This is a genomic window from Streptomonospora litoralis (assembly GCF_004323735.1).
GTDB lineage: Bacteria > Actinomycetota > Actinomycetes > Streptosporangiales > Streptosporangiaceae > Streptomonospora > Streptomonospora litoralis.
Map to the genome: position 1 here is coordinate 3535990 of NZ_CP036455.1, position 20159 is coordinate 3556148.

General features: G+C 72.8%; 17 protein-coding genes, 3 tRNA genes and 1 pseudogene. 9 read left to right on the forward strand and 12 right to left on the reverse strand.

The genetic code is table 11. The features are described 5' to 3' along the window. Positions 1 to 28 precede the first annotated feature (28 nt). Both EKD16_RS14970 and EKD16_RS14975 read left to right on the forward strand, forming a co-directional pair. Entirely contained in the window at positions 29 to 3175 is a 3147-nt protein-coding gene (locus tag EKD16_RS14970) for an alpha-mannosidase (protein ID WP_131098949.1), read from the forward strand. Positions 3176 to 3387: 212 nt separating this feature from the next. Then, entirely contained in the window at positions 3388 to 4890 is a 1503-nt protein-coding gene (locus tag EKD16_RS14975; RefSeq protein ID WP_131098950.1) for a GntP family permease, read from the forward strand. A gap of 43 nt (positions 4891 to 4933) precedes the next feature. On the opposite strand, the gene EKD16_RS14980 is transcribed toward EKD16_RS14975, so the two are convergent. Then, the gene (locus tag EKD16_RS14980) at positions 4934 to 5662 is read right to left on the reverse strand and encodes a FadR/GntR family transcriptional regulator (RefSeq protein ID WP_131098951.1); all 729 of its coding nucleotides are present in this window, start codon (positions 5660 to 5662) and stop codon (positions 4934 to 4936) included. Positions 5663 to 5788: 126 nt separating this feature from the next. Here EKD16_RS14980 and EKD16_RS14985 point away from each other — a divergent pair, with 126 nt between their 5' ends. Next, positions 5789 to 6325, forward strand: coding sequence for a gluconokinase (locus tag EKD16_RS14985; protein WP_131098952.1), 537 nt, complete (start codon positions 5789 to 5791; stop codon positions 6323 to 6325). A gap of 36 nt (positions 6326 to 6361) precedes the next feature. On the opposite strand, the gene EKD16_RS14990 is transcribed toward EKD16_RS14985, so the two are convergent. Continuing rightward, positions 6362 to 7237, reverse strand: coding sequence for an IclR family transcriptional regulator (locus EKD16_RS14990; protein ID WP_131098953.1), 876 nt, complete (start codon positions 7235 to 7237; stop codon positions 6362 to 6364). A gap of 210 nt (positions 7238 to 7447) precedes the next feature. Between EKD16_RS14990 and EKD16_RS14995 the strand changes: the two genes are divergently transcribed. Then, entirely contained in the window at positions 7448 to 7687 is a 240-nt protein-coding gene (locus EKD16_RS14995; RefSeq protein WP_131098954.1) for a hypothetical protein, read from the forward strand. Positions 7688 to 7895: 208 nt separating this feature from the next. Here EKD16_RS14995 and EKD16_RS15000 read toward each other — a convergent pair whose 3' ends face one another. From EKD16_RS15000 to EKD16_RS15010, 3 genes are all read right to left on the reverse strand, one after another. Next, the gene (locus EKD16_RS15000) at positions 7896 to 8861 is read right to left on the reverse strand and encodes a LysR family transcriptional regulator (protein ID WP_165498578.1); all 966 of its coding nucleotides are present in this window, start codon (positions 8859 to 8861) and stop codon (positions 7896 to 7898) included. A gap of 453 nt (positions 8862 to 9314) precedes the next feature. Further along, a complete protein-coding gene (locus tag EKD16_RS15005) occupies positions 9315 to 10037 on the reverse strand; it encodes a GntR family transcriptional regulator (protein WP_131098956.1) in 723 nt (240 codons plus the stop codon). A 434-nt stretch (positions 10038 to 10471) separates the two neighbouring features. Continuing rightward, positions 10472 to 11785: a molybdopterin molybdotransferase MoeA gene (locus EKD16_RS15010; protein ID WP_242676982.1), complete on the reverse strand. Its 1314-nt coding sequence runs from the start codon at positions 11783 to 11785 to the stop codon at positions 10472 to 10474. A gap of 204 nt (positions 11786 to 11989) precedes the next feature. On the opposite strand from EKD16_RS15010, the gene EKD16_RS15015 reads away from it, so the two are divergent. The 3 genes from EKD16_RS15015 to EKD16_RS15025 all read left to right on the forward strand — a co-directional run bounded on the left by EKD16_RS15015 (position 11990) and on the right by EKD16_RS15025 (position 12264). Next, positions 11990 to 12062: transfer RNA gene (locus tag EKD16_RS15015), tRNA-Gly, on the forward strand. 39 nt (positions 12063 to 12101) lie between these two features. After that, positions 12102 to 12172: transfer RNA gene (locus EKD16_RS15020), tRNA-Cys, on the forward strand. A gap of 15 nt (positions 12173 to 12187) precedes the next feature. Next, a tRNA-Val gene (locus tag EKD16_RS15025) sits at positions 12188 to 12264 on the forward strand. A 383-nt stretch (positions 12265 to 12647) separates the two neighbouring features. Here the strand turns inward: EKD16_RS15025 and EKD16_RS15030 are convergent. Beyond that, complete coding sequence (locus EKD16_RS15030) at positions 12648 to 12815, reverse strand: CobW C-terminal domain-containing protein (protein WP_394347344.1); 168 nt, start codon at positions 12813 to 12815, stop codon at positions 12648 to 12650. Positions 12816 to 12862: 47 nt separating this feature from the next. Here EKD16_RS15030 and EKD16_RS15035 point away from each other — a divergent pair, with 47 nt between their 5' ends. Further along, the gene (locus tag EKD16_RS15035; RefSeq protein WP_131098958.1) at positions 12863 to 14161 is read left to right on the forward strand and encodes an MFS transporter; all 1299 of its coding nucleotides are present in this window, start codon (positions 12863 to 12865) and stop codon (positions 14159 to 14161) included. Positions 14162 to 14316: 155 nt separating this feature from the next. On the opposite strand, the gene EKD16_RS15040 is transcribed toward EKD16_RS15035, so the two are convergent. The 3 genes from EKD16_RS15040 to EKD16_RS15050 are packed head-to-tail and all read right to left on the reverse strand — an operon-like array spanning position 14317 to position 17221. Then, positions 14317 to 15321, reverse strand: a complete 1005-nt coding sequence (locus tag EKD16_RS15040; RefSeq protein WP_131098959.1) for an ABC transporter substrate-binding protein — start codon at positions 15319 to 15321, stop codon at positions 14317 to 14319. After that, positions 15318 to 16115 carry an ABC transporter ATP-binding protein gene (locus EKD16_RS15045; protein WP_131098960.1) on the reverse strand — a complete coding sequence of 266 codons (798 nt, stop codon included), beginning with the start codon at positions 16113 to 16115 and terminating at the stop codon, positions 15318 to 15320. Before EKD16_RS15045 ends, EKD16_RS15040 begins: the two co-directional genes overlap by 4 nt. 2 nt (positions 16116 to 16117) lie before the next feature. Next, positions 16118 to 17221, reverse strand: coding sequence for a FecCD family ABC transporter permease (locus EKD16_RS15050; RefSeq protein WP_131102595.1), 1104 nt, complete (start codon positions 17219 to 17221; stop codon positions 16118 to 16120). A gap of 184 nt (positions 17222 to 17405) precedes the next feature. Here EKD16_RS15050 and EKD16_RS26140 point away from each other — a divergent pair, with 184 nt between their 5' ends. Further along, positions 17406 to 18041: a class I SAM-dependent methyltransferase gene (locus tag EKD16_RS26140; protein WP_242676983.1), complete on the forward strand. Its 636-nt coding sequence runs from the start codon at positions 17406 to 17408 to the stop codon at positions 18039 to 18041. A 131-nt stretch (positions 18042 to 18172) separates the two neighbouring features. Here the strand turns inward: EKD16_RS26140 and EKD16_RS26610 are convergent. From EKD16_RS26610 to EKD16_RS15065, 3 genes and pseudogenes are all read right to left on the reverse strand, one after another. After that, positions 18173 to 18346: pseudogene (locus EKD16_RS26610) on the reverse strand (hypothetical protein); the annotation flags it as partial. Next, on the reverse strand, positions 18339 to 19733 hold the full coding sequence (locus tag EKD16_RS15060; RefSeq protein ID WP_131098962.1) for an MBL fold metallo-hydrolase: 1395 nt from the start codon (positions 19731 to 19733) through the stop codon (positions 18339 to 18341). The gene EKD16_RS15060 and the pseudogene EKD16_RS26610, both read right to left, overlap by 8 nt. 181 nt (positions 19734 to 19914) lie before the next feature. Continuing rightward, entirely contained in the window at positions 19915 to 20157 is a 243-nt protein-coding gene (locus tag EKD16_RS15065; RefSeq protein WP_131098963.1) for a hypothetical protein, read from the reverse strand. Positions 20158 to 20159: the final 2 nt, after the last annotated feature.

A 20159-nucleotide genomic window follows, 5' to 3' on the forward strand; every position in this document is an offset into this window, starting at 1 on the left:
GCCGCCGCCGAGCCCCCGGGAGCGCTGCATGCACGACGAGCACGACCAGGTCGACCGGCGCCTCACCCGCGTGCTGGGGGAGCGCCTGTGGCCCGCGGTCTACTCCGCGGCGGTCCCGCTGGCCGTGGAGAGCTGGGACGCTCCCGTCGGCGGGGTGCCGGCCGCCGAAGGGGTGTCCGCGCCCTTCACCGCGGCCGCTCTCGGCCAGGCCTGGGGTCCGGCGTGGGGCACAACGTGGTTCCGCTTCACCGGGCGGGTCCCCGCCGAATGGGCGGGGCGGAGGGTGGAGGCGGTGATCGACCTCGGGTTCGACCCCGACCGGCCGGGTTTCTGCGCCGAAGGTCTGGTGCACCGCCCCGACGGCACCCCGGTCAAGGGCCTCAACCCGCGCAACCGGTGGGTGCGGGTGGCCGCTCCGGCGCACGGCGGCGAAGAGGTCGACCTGCGGGTGGAGGCGGCGGCCAATCCGGTGATCCTGGGCCCGAACGGCTTCGCCCCGACCCCGCTGGGCGATCCCGCCACCGCCGGCGACGAGCCGCTGTACCGGCTGCGCCGCGCCGAACTGGCCGTCTTCGACCCCGAGGTGTGGGCGCTGAGCCTGGACGCCGAGCTGCTGGCCCAGCTGATGCGGGAGCTGCCCGAGGGGTCGCCGCGGCGGGCGCGGCTCCGCACCGCTCTCTCGCGCGCGCTGGACGTGCTCGACGCGACCGACCCGGCGGCCACGGCCGCGGCCGCACGCGAGCAGCTCGCGCCCGTGCTCGCCGACCCGGCCGAAGCCAGCGCCCACCGCGTCTCGGCGGTGGGCCACGCCCATATCGACTCGGCCTGGCTGTGGCCGCTGCGCGAGACGGTGCGCAAGGTGGCGCGCACCGTCGCCAACACCACCGCGCTGATGGCCGACCACCCCGATCTGGTCTACGCGATGTCGCAGGCCCAGCAGTTCGCCTGGCTCGCCGAGAGCCACCCCGAGCTGTTCGAACGGGTGCGCGAGCACACCGCGGCGGGCCGGTTCGTGCCGGTGGGGGGCATGTGGGTGGAGGCCGACACCAACATGCCCGGCGGTGAGGCGCTGGCCCGCCAGTTCACCTACGGCAAGCGGTTCTTCCGCGAGGAGCTGGGCACCGACACCCGCGAGGTGTGGCTGCCCGACTCCTTCGGCTACTCGGCGGCGCTGCCGCAGCTGGTGCGCCTGTCGGGGTCGCGCTGGTTCCTCACCCAGAAGCTGTCGTGGAACCAGACGAACACCTTCCCCCACCACAGCTTCTGGTGGGAGGGCATCGACGGCACCCGCGTGTTCACGCACTTCCCGCCGGTCGACACCTACAACGCCGAACTGAGCGGGCATGAGCTGGCCCGCGCGGCGCGCGGCTTCCGGGAGGCCGGTGCGGCGTCGCGGTCGCTGGTGCCCTTCGGCCACGGCGACGGGGGCGGCGGACCCACGCGCGAGATGCTGGTGCGCGCGGCGCGCACAGCGGACCTGGAGGGCGCGCCGCGGGTGCGCGTGGAAAGCCCCGCGGAGTTCTTCGCCGCGGCGGAGGAGGAGTACGGCGACGCGGCACCGGTGTGGCTGGGCGAGCTGTACCTGGAGCTGCACCGCGGCACCTACACCAGCCAGGCCCGCACCAAGCAGGGCAACCGGCGCAGCGAGCACCTGCTGCGCGAGGCCGAGTTGTGGGCGGCCACGGCGGCGGTGCGCACGGCCCAGGACGGCGACGGCGCCTACCGCTACCCCTACGAGCGGCTGGAGGAGCTGTGGAAGCGGGTGCTGCTGCACCAGTTCCACGACATCCTGCCCGGGTCGTCGATCGCCTGGGTGCACCGCGAGGCCGCGGCTGCCTACGCCGATATCACCGCGGAGCTGGCCGACATCGCCGACGGGGCGCGGCGCGTGCTGGCCGCCGGCGGCGGCGCGGCCGGCGGCGGCGGCGCGACCGGCGGCGGCGCGACCGGCGGCCGGGACGCGGTCACCGAGGCGGTGACGGTGTTCAACGCCTGTCCGCATGCGCGCGGCGGGGTGGCGGCGATGGGCGGGCGGGGCCGCCCCGGCGGTGAGCACGCAGCGCACGCCACGCAAACCGGTGGCGCGTCGGCGCCCGCGACGGCTTCGGCGCGCGCGGGCGGCGGCCACCTGCTGGACAACGGGCTGCTGCAGGTGGCGGTGGACGAGCGCGGCCTGGTCGTCTCCGTCGTCGAGACGGCCACGGGCCGCGAGGCGCTGGCCCCGGATGCGTCGGCCAACCTGTTGCAGCTCCACCGCGATGTGCCCAACGCCTGGGACGCCTGGGACGTCGACTCCTTCTACCGCCGCAGCGGCGCCGACATCACCGCCGCGGAGGAGGTGCGGGTGCTCAGCGCGGGTCCCGGGCGGGCCGCGGTGGAGGTGGTCCGCTCCTTCGGCGCCTCCGCGGCGCGCCAGGTCGTGGCGCTGGAGCGCGGCGCGACGCGGGTCGACTTCACCACCGAGGTGGATTGGCACGAGCGCGAGCGCTTCCTCAAAGCCGCCTTCCCGCTGGACGTGCGCGCCGCCTCGGTGGCCGCCGAGATCCAGTTCGGGCACGTGCACCGGCCCGCGCACACCAACACCTCCTGGGACGCGGCCCGGTTCGAGTGCTGCGCGCACCGGTGGGTGCACGCCGGCGAACCGGGCTACGGCCACGCCCTGGCCACCGCCTCCACCTATGGCCACGACGTCGACCGGACGGTGCGCGGGGACGGCGGCACCACCACCGTGCTGCGGCTGTCGCTGCTGCGGGCGCCGCGCTTCCCCGACCCCGAGGCCGACCAGGGGCGCCACGTCTTCTCCTACGCGCTCGTGCCCGGAGCAGGGATCGCCGAGGCGGTGCGCGAGGGCTACCGGGTCAACCTGCCCGAGCGCGCGGTGCCCGGCGGTGCCGACGTGGCGCCGCTGGTGGAGGTGGAGGGCGCGGGCGTGGTCGCCGAGTCGGTCAAGCTGGCCGACGACCGCTCGGGCGATGTGGTGGTGCGGCTGTACGAGGCCCACGGCGCGCGGACGCGCGGCGCGCTGCAGGCGTCGTTTCCGGTGGCCGGCGCGGCGGCGGTCGACCTGCTGGAGGAACCGATGGAGGCGGCGGCGCCGCTGGAGGCCGAAGGCGACCGCGTGGAGTTCGGGCTGCGCCCGTTCGAGATCCTCACGCTGCGCCTGACCCGCCGCTGAGGTCACCCGTTCGATCCCGTACGGCGGTTGCGGACCCGGCAGTGCCCGGCACCCGTGCGGGTCGGGTCCGCATCCCGGCACCGCACCCCGCGGGTAACAATTCGCAACGGGGTGGATCACACGTTCTCACAAATGGTATTACCATTGCCGCCAGCATTCCTCCGGTGCACGTCACACCGCGCACCGGCCCGTCCCCATCCCCGGAGGATCCCGTGGAACCCATAGACCCCGCATACGGCACGGTGCCGCTGCTGCTCATCGCGGCCGCGTCGATCGCCGTGCTCCTGGTGCTCGTGATCTGGGTGCGCCTGCACGCCTTCGTCGCACTCGTACTGGTCAGCCTGGGCGTAGCGCTCGCCACCCGCATCCCCCTGCCCGATGTCGTACCGACCATGCTCTACGGCTTCGCCGATACGCTTGCCAGCGTCGGCCTCCTCGTCGGCCTGGGCGTGATGATCGGCCGCCTGCTGGAAGTGACCGGCGGGGCCGGAGTCCTCGCCGGAGCGCTGATCAACACCTTCGGCGAACGGCGCGCCCCGCTGGCGCTGGGCGTCGCCTCGCTGATCTTCGGGTTCCCGATCTTCTTCGACGCGGGCCTGATCGTCATGCTGCCGATCGTCTTCAGCGTCGCGCGCCGCCTCGGCGGCTCCGTGCTGCTCTACGCCCTGCCCGCAGCGGGCGCCTTCGCCGTGATGCACGCCTTCGTGCCGCCCCACCCCGGCCCGGTGGCCGCCGCCGACCAGATCGGCGCCGACCTCGGCGTCACGCTGATCGTCGGCCTGATCCTGGCCGTGCCGACCTGGTACATCGGGAGCTACCTCTACTCCCTCTACGCCGGGCGCCGCTTCCACCTGCCGGTGCCCGCGGAGTTCGGCGCCGCCGACTCCAGCGAGGGCGGCCCCGAGGCCGACGCCGGCGGCTCCTCCGGGCAGGGCGGGGGCAAGCTGCCGGCCGAGGGCACCGCCACCCGCGCGGCGGCGGGCAAGGCTCCGGCGGGCACGGCCTCCGATGTGGCCACGACCGAGGGCGCCCCGGCGCTGCTGACGGTGCTGGGCATCCTGCTGCTGCCGATGCTGCTGATCTTCGCCAACACCGGCCTGAGCACGCTGGCCTCGACCGGGGCCGTACCCGAGGGCGCCGCCTGGGTGCAGGGGCTCATCCTGATCGGCCAGACCCCGATCGCGCTGCTGATCACCACGCTGGTGGCCATGGTCGCGCTGGCACCGGGCCGGTTCTCCCGCAAGTACGTGGAGAAGCTGGCCAACGACTCGCTGGGCCCGGTCTGCGCCATCATCCTCATCACCGGCGCCGGCGGCATGTTCGGCGGGGTGCTGGAGATCAGCGGCGTCGGCGAGGCGCTGGCCTCCAGCCTGGAGAACACCGGGATGCCGGTGATCCTGGCGGCGTTCGTGATCGCCGCGGCGCTGCGGGTGGCACAGGGCTCGGCGACGGTCGCGCTGACCACCGCGGCCGCACTGGTCGCCCCGCTCGTCGCCGCCTCGCCGGGGCTGAGCACCATCGACCTGTCGCTGGTCGTCATCGCGATCGCCTGCGGCTCCACCGTGCTCTCCCACGTCAACGACTCCGGGTTCTGGCTGGTGGGCCGCTTCCTGGGGATGGACACCAAGACGACGCTGCGCACCTGGACGGTGATGGAGACGCTGATCGGCACGGTCGGGTTCGTGCTGGCGGCGCTGGCCAGCCTGGTGGTGTAGGGGGCCGCCCGCGACCCCGGGCGCGGGGGCGGGCGGTCCGGACTCAGCAGCCGGGCCGCCGCCCCGTGCCCTCCTCGTCGTCCAGGGCCGCGACGACTTCGTCGACGATCGCGCGCATGGCGGCCTGGGCCACGTCGGCCAGGCCGCCACCCACCGCTTCGGCCACGTGGGAGTGCAGGCGCAGCGCCTCGGGGCGGGGCCGGTTGGGCATGAGATCGTATTCGGTGCGGCCGGTGAGCACCTCGGCCACAACTCCGGTCAGCCCCGCGAACATCCCGTTGCCCGACATCTGCAGGATGCGCCGGTGGAACTCGATGTCCAGGCGCAGGAACGCCTCCAGGTCGCCGCGCCGCCCGGTGTCGGCCATCCGCTCGTTCAGCTCGACCAGGGCGGCGCGCTCGTCGGCATCGGCGCGTCGGGCGGCGAAGGCCGCCGCGGGAGGCTCCACGGCGGCGCGCAGCTCGGTCAGGGACCGCAACTGCTCGATGCGCCGCGGCCCGGCCAGCTGCCAGCGGATGAGCTGGGGGTCGTAGACGCTCCACTCAGCGGGGGGACGCACCCGCACACCGGTGCGCGGACGGCTGACCACCAGGTGCATCGACTCCAGAACCCGCACGGCCTCGCGCGCGACGGTTCGGGACACCCCGTAGCGCTGGGCCAGACTGTCCAGGGTAAGAACGGCCCCGGGCTCGTATTCGCCCGCGGCGATGGCGGGCCCCACGTCCGCAAGGACGCGGTTGTGCAGGGTCCGGTGGTCGGGGGCGGCGCTCATCGGTCTCCTTCGGCCCTGCAGCCGGCGGAACCGCCCGGGGCGGTCGCCGCACAGCGGAACTTCATTGGTATCACTATTAAAGCGCGCACCGGGCGCGTTCACACATCCGCACAGATGGAGCAACGAATGCAACACGGCACGCACTTCGTGGTCATGGGAGTCTCGGGCACGGGCAAGAGCACCGTGGCCGAGCCCGTCGCCGAGCGCATGGGGCTGGCCTTCGCCGAGGCCGACGACTTCCACCCCGAGGCCAACGTCGCCAAGATGTCGGCCGGGACCGCGCTGACCGACGACGACCGCCGACCGTGGCTGGAGTCGCTCGCGGAATGGATCGGCGAGCACGACCGCCGCGGGGAGTCGACCATAATGGCCTGCTCGGCGCTCAAGCGCGCCTACCGCGACGTGCTGCGCTCATCCGCCCCCGATGTCCGCTTCCTCCACCTGGACGGTTCCACCGAGCTCATCGCCGAGCGGCTGCGCGAGCGCAAGGGCCATTTCATGCCCGAGACGCTGCTGCGCTCGCAGAAGTCCACCCTGGAGCCCCTGGGCGACGACGAACCGGGCGCCACGCTCGACATCACTCCTCCTGCGGAGGAGACCATCGAGCGCGCCGCCCGGATCGCGGCCGCCGCGCTGGGCTACGAACAGGACTCGCTGAGCTAGCCCCTAGCTGGGCCGGCCGCGGTGGCCGTCTCGGTGTCAGGTGTCGGCGGTTTCCATGTGTCCCATGCGGATCGAGACCTCCATGGCGGCCCTGCAGACCGCCTCGCCGATGGCGGGGAGCTTGTCCTCCTCCATCCGGTAGGAGGGACCCGACGCGCTGAGGGCGGCGATGACCTCGCCGGTGAGGCCACGGATCGGCGCCGCGACCGCGTTGAGACCCACCTCCAGCTCCTCCACGGCCGTGGCGAAGCCGCGTTCGAGGATCTCGTCGATCTCGGCGCGGAGGGTGTCGGGATCGGTGAGGGTGTGGGGGGTGAGCTGCTCCAGGCGTCCCCGCAGCACCCGACGCTGGTCGGGGACGCGCATGTGGGCCAGCAGCGCTTTGCCGGTGGAGGTCGTGTGCAGGGGGTTCTGCCGGCCGATCCAGTTCTGGCTGACGATCGCCGATGCACCGCGGACCTGGTCGATGTTGACGACCATGTCGCCGCTGGGTATGGCGATGTTCACCGTCTCGCCGAGTTCAGCGGCGAGGTCCTCGCAGACCCGCCGACTCTGCTGGGTCAGATCCAGCCCGGCCGCCATGGTGCCGGCCAGCCGGATGATGCCGAAGCCGAGCTGGTACTTGCCCCGCAGCCCCGGCTGCTCGACGAGGCCGCGCCGCTCCAGGGCCCCGACAAGCCGGAACGCCGTGGACTTGTGCACGCCGAGTTCGGCCGCGATCTCGGTGACCCCGGCCTCGCCGTGCTGAGCGAGTATCTCCAGAACAGTGATCGCCCTGTCGACCGATTGGACGGGGGCGCCGTTGCCACCCGACCCCTTGGCCGACTCTGCTTCACCGCCCGACCCCCGCTCGATCCGGTCCGGACCAAGGGTACTTTGACTCTTTCCTGCGCGGTGGTCGTTGGAAGCCATGCACCCCACGATAGTGGTCGAACCTGGACACTCCCTGGACACGCCCGACCGACCAGTCGTTTTCGCAGGTCAGAAGATTACACAAGCTCAACTCGGGCCCCGGGTGGAGCACCGGTGCCCGCCGTGCGGGGATGCCGCGCGGGGAACCGCGGCACCGCCGGAGGCGTCGAACGCCGCAGACGCGGCCCGCACCCGACGGAAGGAACGCCCATGGCCTATCCCCCGACCTCCTCCCCCAACCCCGGCGGCGCACTGGCGGCGGGTATCGGCATGACCCTGTGCTGCAATCTGGTCTGCGGTATCCTCACCATCGTCTTCGCGGCGGTGGCGATGTCCCAGCACGACCCCCACGACCAGGACCGCTTCGTCCGCTACGCGTGGACCTCCTTCTGGATCGGCCTGGCTCTCGGCGTCGTCGGCTGGCTGATCGTCTTCGGCGCCTATTCGTAGCCGCCGCGCCTCGCGCGCCCGCGAGGCCGTGCTCTGCACCCGCCGCCCGGCCGCCGGGGTTCTCTCCCCGATGACGGCGCCGATCCCGCTCGCCGCTCCCCCGGCCGGAACCCTCTCCAGGCGTCTCGGCCACCCCGAGCCGAGCGGCGAACGGCGGCGCGCCCGCACCGGGGCACCCCGACCACGCTCTCCCACCACGCAGCGGTGCTCAGCCGCGGCTGGAGAGCCGCGGCTCCGGGACCAGGCCCGCGCTGTCAGCTTCCGCCGGGAGAACGGCGTCCAGGCGCTGCTGCAGCGGCACCGTCCGGGCGAAAGCGGCCAACTCGGCGGCCAGTAGCGGTTCGGGTCGGCGGTCGGCGATCGCCAGGGCGACACCGCTGGGGTCGGCGCTCTCGGCCATCGGAACCGCGCGCAGACCCTCGGGCAGCCCGTCCGGGCTCAGCCACGCGTGCGTGACCACGGCGCACCCGCCGCCCCGGCCGAGGTGCTCGCAAAGGGCGGGCACGGAGTCGACCTCCACCCGCACCGCCGGGTCCTCGCCGGTGGCCGCGGCGACGGCGTCGGACACGCGCGGCCAGAGCGGGTCGGGCAGCAGCCGGCACAGCGGAACGTGGGCGAGTTCGTCCCACTGCACCGCGGTCCGGTCGGCGAAGCGTCCGCTGTCGGCGGTCAGCAGCAGGGACCGCTCACGGTAGAGCACGGCGCGACCGCGGGTGCGCGACGGATCCAGCGGTGTGCGCACCGTGCCGCAGTCCAGGGCGCCGTCGGCGATCCCCCGTCGGATGTCTCCGGCGGGCATGCTGCGCACGCTCAGCGCCACGCGCGGGTTGCGGGCGCCGAAGGGGGCCGCGACGTGTGCGAACGCGGTCGCCGCCTCGGGAAGGACACCGACGCGCAGGGTGCCGATGCGGCCTTCGCGCACGGTATCGACCTCGGCGGTCAGGTTGTCGCGCTCGGCGAGGATCCGGGTGGCCCAGCCCAGCACGCGTTCGCCCTCGGGGGTGAAGCCCTCGAAGCGGTGGCCGCGCCGGACGATGGGCACGCCCAGTTCGGACTCCAGCTTGCGGATGCCGGCGGAGAGTGCCGGCTGGGAGACGTGGCAGGCGAGGGCCGCCCGTGCGAAGTGCCGCTCGCGCGCCAGGGCGACGAGGTACTCGAATTGCCGGATCAGCACGCCGTTCCCCAACCCCTGCGATGTCGACCGGGGCCGGACCCAGGGGTTGTCCGGCCCCGGCGCCGGCGAGGCCGCCGGGGCCTGGAACGGTCCCGGCGCCATACGCGCCATCGCTACCCCTCCGCACGGGAGAGGACGAACATTCATTGTGGTGTCTTGGACCACACTCGCGCCAGCCTTGGCGGAAAATTCCCGTGCTCGTCACGCGCCGAGCGGCCGTCGGCACGCCCGGCTCCCCCGCGCCGGCCATGCGGCGCCCGCGGACGCGTCGGCGCGGACGGATCCGCACCGTGTCTCGGCGCCGAAGCCGCGGCCCGGGAAGGAGCCGCGCGACGGCCGCCGCACGGCGGGGTCGACGGGCCACTCGCGACGTGTGCGCTTCGGCCTGCACGAGGTGGGAGCCCCGCCCCTCGGGGCCGGCGAACGCCGCGGCGCGAGGGGCGTCACCGGCGCTCAGAGCTCGGCGGGCTCCTCCGCCGGCTCCGCGGCGGACTCGCCGTCGGCGGCCTGCTCGTGGTAGGCGACGCGAGTGGCCTCGGTGTGCTCGCGCATCAGAGCGGCCGCGCGGTCCTGGTCGCCGGACTCGATGGCCTCGATGATGGCCGCGTGCTCCTCCCACGATTCGCGGCCGCGCCGCTGCACGACCAACCCGTGGTACCAGCGCACCCGCCGCGCCACCTGGCCGGCGAGTCCGGCCAGGACCTCGTTGCCGGCGAGTTCGACGATGCGGTGGTGCAGTTCCGCATTGCTGTCGACCATCGCGTCGGTGTCGCCGCGCTCCAGCCCGTCCATACCGGCACGCCACAGCTCCCGGAGCCGCTCGACGCCTTCGGGCGAGGCCGCGCCTGCGGCGAGCCTGGCCGCCTCGGTCTCCAGCAGTGAGCGGACGGCCAGCAGCTGGTCCGCCTCGCTTTCGCTGGGCTGGTGCACGAACGCGCCGTAGCCGGGGCGCAGGTCCACCCAGCCCTCGTTGCTGAGCCGCTGCAGCGCCTCGCGGACCGGCTGGCGGGAGACGCCGAGCTGCTCGGCGAGCTCGTTCTCGACCAGGTGGCGCCCGGGGGGCAGCCGCCGCCGCGTGATCAGCTCCAGCAGCGTGTCGTAGACGCTGTCGCGCAGCGGTGCGGGGCGCTGCACCGGATTGGCCAGCACACTCTTGTCGAAGTGGGACGAGGTCATAGGTCCGCGGCTTTCGTCGGCTGCGAGTCGGAGCCCTTGCGAGTACGGGATCGGCGGTTCCGAGTCTAGGCCAGGAGTGGACGCCGCCACGCCCGAGCGGGCCCGCGTGCCACGCTCCGGCGCGGGCCGGCGTAGGCGGATACGGGACTCGCAAGCCGCGGCGCCGCCGCGGCGAGGCGACGGTTCGACGGCTGCGCCCGGATACCGTGCGTGTTCGGCGGCGCCCTACGCCGCGGCCGCCGGGTCGACGGCGGGATCCGGGCACCGATCGGACGGCGGTGGCCACGGCCGTGGCCAACGGAACCCGCCGGGCCGCCGCCGGTGAGCGCGCGCACCGCGGCCGGTGCGACCGGGGGCAGGCAGCCTCCGGGGCCCGCCCGACACAGGGAACCGCCCAGCGGCCACCGCGCCACGGCCACCACCGCGGCGCCCCGTCAACGGGGCAGCCACAGCAGCGCCGCGTACGGTCCGCTCCAACCGGGCGGGACGACGGCGTAGGCGTCGGCGAGCGCGGCGCCGCGAAGGCTGCCCGGGCGGTCGAAGCCGACGGGCTCGGCCTGCCCTCCCGAGATCCGCACCGCGACCAGCCGCGTGTCGTGTGCGTGCGGCCGGATCGCCCCTTTGACCTGCATCGCCGGCGGCAGCACGGGGTCGGGGTCGGGTCCGCCCGCCATGGCGCGCAGTGCGGGCATCAGCAGGGTAGCGGCGGCGGCGAGAGCGGCGTTGGGGTTGCCCGGCAACCCCACGACGAGGGGGCCGGGCTCCTCGTCGGTCCCGAGCCGGGCCAGCAGCTGCGGGTGGCCGGGGCGGCAGGCGACGCCGTCGACCACGATCGCCGCGCCGACCTCGGCCAGCGCCGCCCGGAGGTGGTCGGCGGGCCCTTTGGACGAAGCACCGCAGACCACGACGACGTCCGCGCCGGCGGCCTCCTGCCGGTGCACCCGTGTGCCGTCCTCCGGCGGCGCCTCCGCGGGGGGCGCAGCGGGGGGCGCCGCGCCCACCCGTGCCGCGCGGGAGCCGGACGCGCCCACTGTGCGCCCGCGGTGTTCCGCCGAGCGCAGAGCGGCGACCATCGCGTCGAAGCCGTCGCGCAGGAACCGGGGGGCGCCCGCGGTCTCGGCACCCGCCCAGGCGGCGATGCCGGGCAGCATCGGACCGATCGCGTCGCGCACCTGCCCGGCACCGGGCCGCCCGGAGGCGGTGATCTCGTCGCCGGTGACGAACGCGGCGACCCGGGGGCGGCGCACCGCGAGCGTGTCGTGTCCCAGCGAGGCGGCCAACCCCACGACGGCGGGGGTGACGACGGTGCCGACAGGGAGCACGGAGTCGCCGGCGACCGTGTCCTCGCCCGCGCGGCGCACATGCTTGCCGAGGGCGATCTCACCGCGCACCCGCCGAGAGGCGGAGCCGACGACCGACTCGTAGGGCAGCACGGCGTCTGTTCCTTCGGGCACTTCGGCACCGGTGGCGATCTCGACCGCCTGGCCGGGGCGCAGCCGGGCGACTGCGCCGGCGGCTCCGGAGGCACCGGCCAGCACCCGTCCCATCACCGACCACTCCGGCCCGCTCCCGGCGACGGCGTAGCCGTCCATGGCGGCGGCGTCGTAGGCCGGCACGCCGACGAGCGCCGTCAGATCCCGGGCGAGCACCGCACCGAGCGCGTCCTCCAGCGCCACGACCCGCCCGGCGGCCCACGCGCTTTGCTCCCCGAGCCGCCGCGCCTCCTCACGGGCCTGCGCCCACGGCATCACAGCGTTCCCGCACCGGACCATCGCACTCCTCCGGCTAGCGCCGACGTCTCGCCCCTGCGTGCCCCCCTGTATATCTGCAGCCCCCGACCGACCCGCTGTCAACCCGGCCGCCGATTTGCCGTGTGCTGACTTTCCGCTACAGTTCTATCCGAACGACGGCGCAGACCCCGGCCGGAACCCGGGACCGGCGCCGGATCGTACGCGGACGTGGCTCAGCTGGTAGAGCATCACCTTGCCAAGGTGAGGGTCGCGGGTTCGAATCCCGTCGTCCGCTCGGAGACACCGGGGGCCACCCTTACCCCCGCCCGAGTCCGGTGGAGTGGCCGAGAGGCGAGGCAACGGCCTGCAAAGCCGTCTACACGGGTTCAAATCCCGTCTCCACCTCTGGTCACCCCTTCGGGGCGGTTAGCTCAGTTGGTTAGAGCGCTACCTTGACACGGTAGAGGTCACAGGTTCGAATCCTGTATCGCCCACCAGCAACACCGCAGGTCAGGATGGGTCTCTCAGTTCTGTCCACGGAAGGCGTCAGCCGCCGTGGGAGACATCTGGGAGATCATCTTTTTTTCGGGGGGTCGTCGAGACCCTCAGGTGGCCTGGTCTGCCCCAGCCGCGCGGCCCGGCCGACGTCGGGATTGCGTCGTCGGCCAGCCACGTGCGGTGGATGTGGCACCCCTCGTTGAAGGTGAACCCCGGCAGGATCGGCCTGCGCAGCCACACCTGCCCGCTGGTGGGTACCCCGTCCCAGGGCCTCCAGGGCTTGCGGAGCAGGGCGGTAAATCGACCCGGTCCGCCTCCCCCAGCGGGTTGGCGAACCTCGATCGACCGCTCTTGTGCGAACGGCGGGGATGATTCGTCATCACTACCTTCCGAGTTGATCGGCGAAGGGGTCCTCCTGGAAGTGCATAAGGCCCTCGCCAGGGGCCAGCAGGCACGAGTCCAGGAGCGCCTCCAGTCGCTCGGTGTCCAGGTCCAGTCCGGTGAATGCCAGGTGCTGGCGGCGGTCTCCCACGGACGGGTCCCAGTCCAGCCCCGTGCCGACTACCCCGAGACCCCATTACGATAATCGTTTTCGCTATGGTGTCGTCTGTCGATACCCGAGTGGAACAGGAGCATCGTCCAGTGACGCCTTCTCCGGCGCCCCAAGCCTCCGCGACCGCCCACCGCCGCGGATCGGTGCTTGGCGACCCGGCCTTCCTGCGGCTGTGGGCGGGCACCACCGCGTCCGGACTCGCAACCTGGGCGCTGCCGTTCATCCTGGGCTTGGCGCTGCTCGACCGCAGTCTGACGGCCGTGGGGCTCGGGATCGTGCTGGCGGCGCGCACCGCGGGCTTCCTCGCGGCGGTGCCGGTCGGCGGCATGCTGGCCGACCGCCACTCCCGACGCGGGGTCGTGCTGTGGTCCGGCTTGGCCGCTGCCGCGGCCACGCCCGTGGTGGCCGCGGGATTGGGGCGGTCGGTGGCGCTGATGGCGCTGGCCGCCGCCGTGGTGGGCGTCGGCCAGGGCGCCTGCCGGCCGGCGTTCCAGGCCCTGACCGCGGAGGTGGTGGACGAGCCGCGGCGCCAGTCCGCCAACGCCGCGGTGACTTTCGCGGTGCGCGTCACCACGCTGCTCGCGCCCGGACTGGTCGCGCTGCTCTCCGTCGCCGTCAGCACGCCCGCGCTGGTGCTGGCCACCGCTGCGCTCTGGCTGGCCGCCGCCGTCCTTCCCGCTCGCGGCGCCGCGGCGCTAACCCCGAAGGGCGCCCGCGCACCGTTCTCCGCCGAGTTCGCCGACGGCGTGCGCGAGGCCCGCCGGCACCCGTGGTTCCTGGCCGGGCTGGCCGCGCTCACGACGGTCATCGCCACCGGCTACTCGGCCACCGGGGTGGCACTCCCCCTGGTCAGCCGCGAAACCTACGGCACCGAAGCCGTGCTCGCCGCGGCCCTGACCGCCTACACCGCAGGCGCGATGGGCGGGGCACTGCTGATCGCCCGCTGGCGCCCCAAGGCCCAGGGGTGGGCGGCACTGGCCGGGTTGGCCTGCTACGGCTTCGCGCCGCTGAGCCTGCTGCTGCCCGTGCATCCCGCCGCCGTGATCACCGCCTACGTGCTGGCCGGTATCGGCATCGAACTGTTCAACGTGCCCTGGTTCACCGCGACCCAGCGCGAGGTCGAGCCCGCCAAGCTCGCCCGCGTCTCCTCGCTGGACTTCCTGCTCTCCTACGGGCTCGCCCCGGTCGGACTCGCCCTCATCGCACCGGCCATCGCCGCCTTCGGCACGGGGCCGGTTCTCGGCTTCTGCGCCCTGGCGTGCTTCGCCGCCCCGGCCGCGGCGGCGCTGGCTCCCGGGGCCCGCGGCTTCTCACGTCCCGCGCCGGAAGTGAGGGGAGCCTGACCGTGACCTCCTACGCCAACGCCGGAATCGCCCCCGAGCGCCTGAACCCCGCCGCCGCCTTGTCGCGCCTTGCCGGCTGACACAGACCCGCTGCGCTCCCGCTCCCTCTACGCACTCCGCCGACCGGTGCTGCGCCCTGGCCGGGGACGGAGCATCTACCCCTCGTACTCCCGAAGATATTTCCCGAATTTCTCCAGGCCGTCGACATTCCGCGGGCTACTGATTCCCTCGTTGTAGTCCATGATATAGAAGTTGTCGTTGACCACCGCGGGAAGCTCGCTGGTCCGCGGCGAATTCTTTAGGAATTCGATCTTGTCCGTGGCGGGCTTGTCACCGTAGTCGAGGATGATGATGACTTCGGGCTCTCCCTCGACCACCGCCTCCCAGCCGACCTGAGTCCAGCGCTCCTCCAGGCCGCCGAAGATGTTGCGCCCGCCGGCGAATTCGATGATCTCGTTCGGCGGGACCTGGTTGCCCGCGGTGAAAGGCTGGTCCGTACCGGAGTCGTACAGGAAGACCGGAACTTTCTCCCCCTCGGGCGCGGCGTCGCGGACCGCCTGGACGCGGCTCTTCATGTCCGCCACGACCTCCCGGGCCCTGTCCTCGACACCGAAGATCTTGCCCAGCCTGCGCATGTCGGTGTACAGGCCCTCGAACGGGTCGTGCTCCTCCGGGAATTCCGGATAGTTGTAGCACGACTCAGCGTGCATGAAGCTCTGGATCTCCAGGCGGTCCAGGATCTCCGGGGTGATCCCCCGCTGGTCGCTGAAACCCGAATTCCAGCCCGCCACCACGAAGTCGGAATTCGCTTGGACCACCAACTCCCGGTTCAGCAGGTCGTCACCGAGGAATTCGACCTTCTCGTACTCCTCCGCCCACGGTGATTCGCTGACCGGCGGGTTGGCGGGCGGCATGACGTATCCGTGCACGTGCTCGGTCAGGCCCAGGGCGAACATCTTGTCCGCGCTTCCGCCTTCGTAGACCACAGCGCGTTGCGGGGTTTGGTACTCGACCGGTTCTCCGCAGCGCTTGACCGTGGCCGTGCTCGTCGAGGAGTCCTCCTCGATCTGGGCGCCGCAGCTCGCGGCCAGGACGCTTGCCAGCACGAGGGGGGCTGCCAGCTTCCCGGCTCGGAGTGCAGGACTGGGGGTCGCGGTCATACGGGGGTTCCTTCCCACCTGCGGTGCGCAGGCAATGTGTAGAGGATCTGCGGTGTCCCGCTGAGGGGATGGGAGACCACTCGGGTAGCGACGTTGAAAACGCTTTCGATGCGTTCCTCCGTCAGGACCTCGGCCGGCGTGCCCGCGGCCACCAGCGCCCCCTCGGCCAGAAGGCCCAGCCGGTCGCACGTCACCGCGGCGAGGTTCAGGTCGTGCAGGATGACCAGGACGCTCAACCCGGACTCCTTGAGCAGCCCGAGCAGCTCGATCTGGTGGCGCATGTCCAGGTGGTTGGTGGGCTCGTCGAGGACGAGGACCCGCGGTTGCTGGACGAGGGCGCGGGCGATCAGCACGCGCTGCCGTTCGCCTCCGGAGAGGGTGAGCACCCCGCGGTGCGCGAGGTGGTCGACCTCCAGTGCGTGCATCGCCCGCCGGCAGAGGTCCCGTTCGGCGGCGGTCAGCGGTTCGTTTCCCCGCTTGTGGGGGGTGCGCCCGAGCGCCACGACCTCGGCCGCGGTGAAGTCGAGGTCGGTGCCGTCCTCCTGGGAGAGCGCCGCGACCTGCAGTGCGCTCTGGCGCAGGGTCTGCGCGTGCAGGTCTGTCCCGCCGTCGATCCACACCGTGCCGCGGGTCGGCTTCAGCGCGCGGTAGACGCACCGCAGCGCCGTCGTCTTGCCGGAGCCGTTGGGTCCCACCAGTCCCACGATCTTGCCGTCCGGGACGTCGAGGCTCAGCGCCCGCACCAGCTCGTTGCCGGCGACCGAGACGGTGATCCGGTCCAAAGCGATCCGCATGCTCAGCGTCCTCCGAACAGATAGCCGCGCCGCCGCAGCAGCACGATGAACACCGGCACCCCGACGAGTGCGGTTAGCGCGCCCAGCGGGAGTTCGCGGGGAGGGACGACCGTGCGGGACAGCAGGTCGACCCAGACCATGAGCAGGGCGCCGAACACGGGAGCGATCGTGAGTACGCGGGAATGCGCCGCGCCGATCATCAGGCGCACCACGTGCGGGACCACCAGGCCGACGAATCCGATCGCGCCGCTGACCGCGACCATCGCCCCGGTCATCACCGCCGTCAGGATGAAGAGGTTGCGCCGCAGTACCGCGGTGTCGACGCCGAGGCTGGCCGCCGTCTCGTCGCCCAGCGCCATGACGTCCAGCTTGCGGCTCCGGCTCCGCAGCATGATCGTGCCGAGCACCACGATGGCCGCCACGAGCGGAAGGGCGTCCCACCTGGCGGCTCCGAAGCTGCCCATCGTCCAGTACAGCACCGCGCTCGTCGCCTCGCTGTTGGGCGCGAAGTAGATGATGACGCTCATGACCGCCTGGAAGCCGAACGCCAAGGCCACTCCGGTGAGGACCAGCCGCAGGGGCGTCATGCCGCCCCGGTTGTAGGAAGCGGCGTAGACGAGGAGCGAGGCGCCCAGCGCGCCGATGAACGCGCCCCCCGACAGGGCGTGGATGCCGAGGACGGCCAAGCCGCCGGTCACCGAGGCGGTCACCGCGCCGACCGAGGCGCCCGAGGAGACGCCGAGGATGAAGGGGTCCGCCAGAGCGTTGCGGACCATGGCCTGGATCGCGACGCCGACCGCGCTGAGGCCGCCTCCCACTACTGCGGCGAGCACCACGCGGGGCGCGCGGACCTGCGCGACGATCTGGTAGCGCGTCACCTCCGCGGCCGATATCGAATCGCCTGTCGCAGCGGCCCACAGGTAGCGGGCCGTGTCCCACGGGCTGATCGCCGTAGGGCCGAGGCCGGTGGCCAGCACGACGGAGACGAGCAGCGCCGCGTACAGGCCCCCCGCGAGCAGCAGCACCGCCATGCCGGAGGCCAGGGCCGGGGGGCGCGAAGCGGCACCGGGCTCGACCGGCTCCGCCGGTGATGCCTCGTGCACCATTGGGTTCGCCTTCACGCACACCCTTCCTTCGAAATGACAATGGTTTTCATTTTTACCGAGTTACGGTAACAGCTCAACACCGGAGAGATCACGACGCAGGGGTCACCACCGTCCGCAACACGCTTGTGCAGCCGGAACGCCCGCCACAGCGCGAAATGCTCCCCTCACCGAGGCACTCAGCCGGATGCCCGCCGAGCACGGGCCGCTGCTGGACGCCGGGGCGGGCGGCGGGTGGGGCACGCGCCTGGCGACACGGACCCTGCCCGAGGCGCACGTGCTCGCCCTCGAACCCTCGCCCGTGCTGCGCGCTGTGCTGCTCTCGCGAGCGGCCGCCGATGCCGACTGCGACCGGGTCACCGTGGGCGGCGACGACCTCCTCTCGGCCCGGCTGCCCGAACGCCTCGGGGGCGCCCCGCTGGCCAACCTCATCGGGCACTTCTCCCCCGAGGAGCGCGACCGGCTGCGGGGCCTCCTGGCAGCGCGCCTGGCGCCCGGCGCCTTCGCCATGGTCAACCTGGCCGAGCCCGTCGAGCCCGCACTCGTCGAGCGCACCCGGATGACGGATCTCCGCATCGGCCTGCGCACCTACACCGGTTGGGCCGAAGCCTCGCCCGCCGGGCCCGACCGGATCACCTGGCGCATGACATACGAGGTGCACGAGGGCGAACGGCTCATCGGCCGCGACGAGGTCGCCTACACCTGGTGGACACTGACCGGGGACGGACTGCGCTCCGAGGCCGGACGGCATGGCTTGGCAGTCGCCCCGCACGGGCCCGCCGACGCGGGCCTGTTCCTGGTCGGGCCCGACGTCGGAGCATGAGCGCCGGCCGGGGCGCCGCCGATCCGCGGACTCCCGCGGGCCGCGCCCCGGCCCCGTTCACCGCGCGGCGGCTCGTTCTCGCGTTCGACATCCAGCGCCCGGTGCGCGAGTTCGGGATTGCGCGCACCGAGGATGACGTAGGGCTCCATCGCCGCGCCCAGCTTCTCCTGCAGCGTGGCCTGGACGTCGATCTCGGTCAGCGTGCCGAATCCCTGGCCTTGAAGGCCTCCTTCACACGCGCCACGGCCTCGTCGAAATCCGCTCCCACGGTGATCGTCGGGGCGTAGTCGATAGCGCTCACCCATTCATGGGCAGGTCGGCGTTCTTCCACGCGGTCATCCCACCGGTGACGTTGAGGACCGCCGGGTGCCCGTTGCGGGCGAGCAGGCTGGCGGCCACCGAAGAGCGGTAGCCGCTACCGCAGGTGACGGCGAGCGGCCGGTCGTCAGGAACCTCGTCCAGCCGGTCGGGAAGCTCGGCTCCGGTGACATGGACGGCTTCGGCGATGTGGCCGCTGTTCCACTCGCTCGGCTGGCGCACATCGAGCAGCCGCACCTCGCCCCGCTCCAGCCGCTCCTTGAGGTCGTACACCGTGATCTGGGGAACGCTCTCGACGGGACGGGCGGCGGTGCGCCACCCGGTCATGCCCGCGCGCAGCCACCCGGTCGGCAGGGGGTAGCCGATACGCAGAAGCTGCCAGGTGATCTCCCACAGATCGGCGGGACCGTCCATGACGAGCAGAGTCCGTGCCCCCTCCGGCAGCACCGTGCCGGCCCAGGTCGGAAAAGCCGCCCCCGTGCCCACGTTGAGGGCACCGGGGATGTGCGAACCGCCGTAGGCCTCCGGCCGGCGTGTGTCGAGGACGATCGCGCCGCTGTCGCGATGCTGCTGGAACTCGCCGGCGCCCAACGCCGGCGGCTCGGTGAGCAGACCCAGGGGTTCGACGCCGCGCATGTTCTGCGTGCGCATGCGCCTCCAGTACGGCGGCACCGCGGGCAGGTTGTCCAAGCGGATGCATTCGCGGACGAACTCCTCGGCGGAGTCCACGGAGGACAGGACGGCGTTGGTCCGGCGCTCGTATCCGACCGTGGTCGACAGCCGGCTGCCGATGTTCCCGCCGCACAGCGAACCGGCCACATGCGTCGGATACACCTGTACGCCGTCGGGCAGCGGGAGCAGCTTGGTCTGGATCGTGTCGCAGAAGACCGACGCCGCCTCGCGTGCCTGCTCGTCCCCGCCGAGCAGGTCCGGCCGGGCGAGGTCGCCGACCAGCAGCGCTCCCCCCGACAGCAGCAACGCCGGCACGTCGGCGCCGGCGGCGCGATCGTAGACCAGCAGGCTCATGTGCTCGGGAGTGTGCCCCGGCGTGTGGAGGACCTCGATGCCCACATCGCCGAACTCGACCACCTGCCCGTCACGCAACGGCTCGTGGGCATAGCCGTACTCGCCGGCCGCCGAGGCCCACACCCGGGCACCGGTGTGCTCGGTCAGCTCCCTGATCCCCGACAGGTAGTCGTTGTGGCCGTGGGAGTCGGCGGTGTAGGCGATACGCAGACCGCTCTCCCGGGCCGCCTGGAGGTAGACCTCCACGTCGCGGCGCGGATCGAACACCAACGCCCGCCCCGTCTTCTCATCGCCCACGAGATAGGACGCATGGCCCAGCGACTGCGCATAGAACTGCTTGAGGAGCAAAGGTCAGGCCACCTTCCCCGGCGGGTCGTCTGCGGGCCTGCGCACGGGCAACTGCTTCTGTGCCCGGGTGCAACCGGCGAGTTGCGAGGGTGTCGTGTCTGACCCCGCTGTCCCGAGGCCGGTGGAGCAAACCCGCTCCCTTCGTGTCCATCCCCGCCGACTGCCCGCAGCGCGTCTGCTGTCACGGTCCCCCGCCGGGCGGGGGACCGCGCTCCGGGTCAGGGCCCTGCCCGGTGGGCGAAGGCAACCTGCGGACCTGCTCGTCGTAGTCCTCCAGCAGCGCCGCCAGCCGGCGGCGCGCCCCCTCGGGAACGTCGTCGGGGGAGGTGAGCGCCACGTAGCGCGCGGCGGTCATCAGAGCGGCGAGCTCGTGGGCGTGCAAGGTCGCCCGGAGCACGGTCGATCGCTCGCGTTCGATCCGCAAGG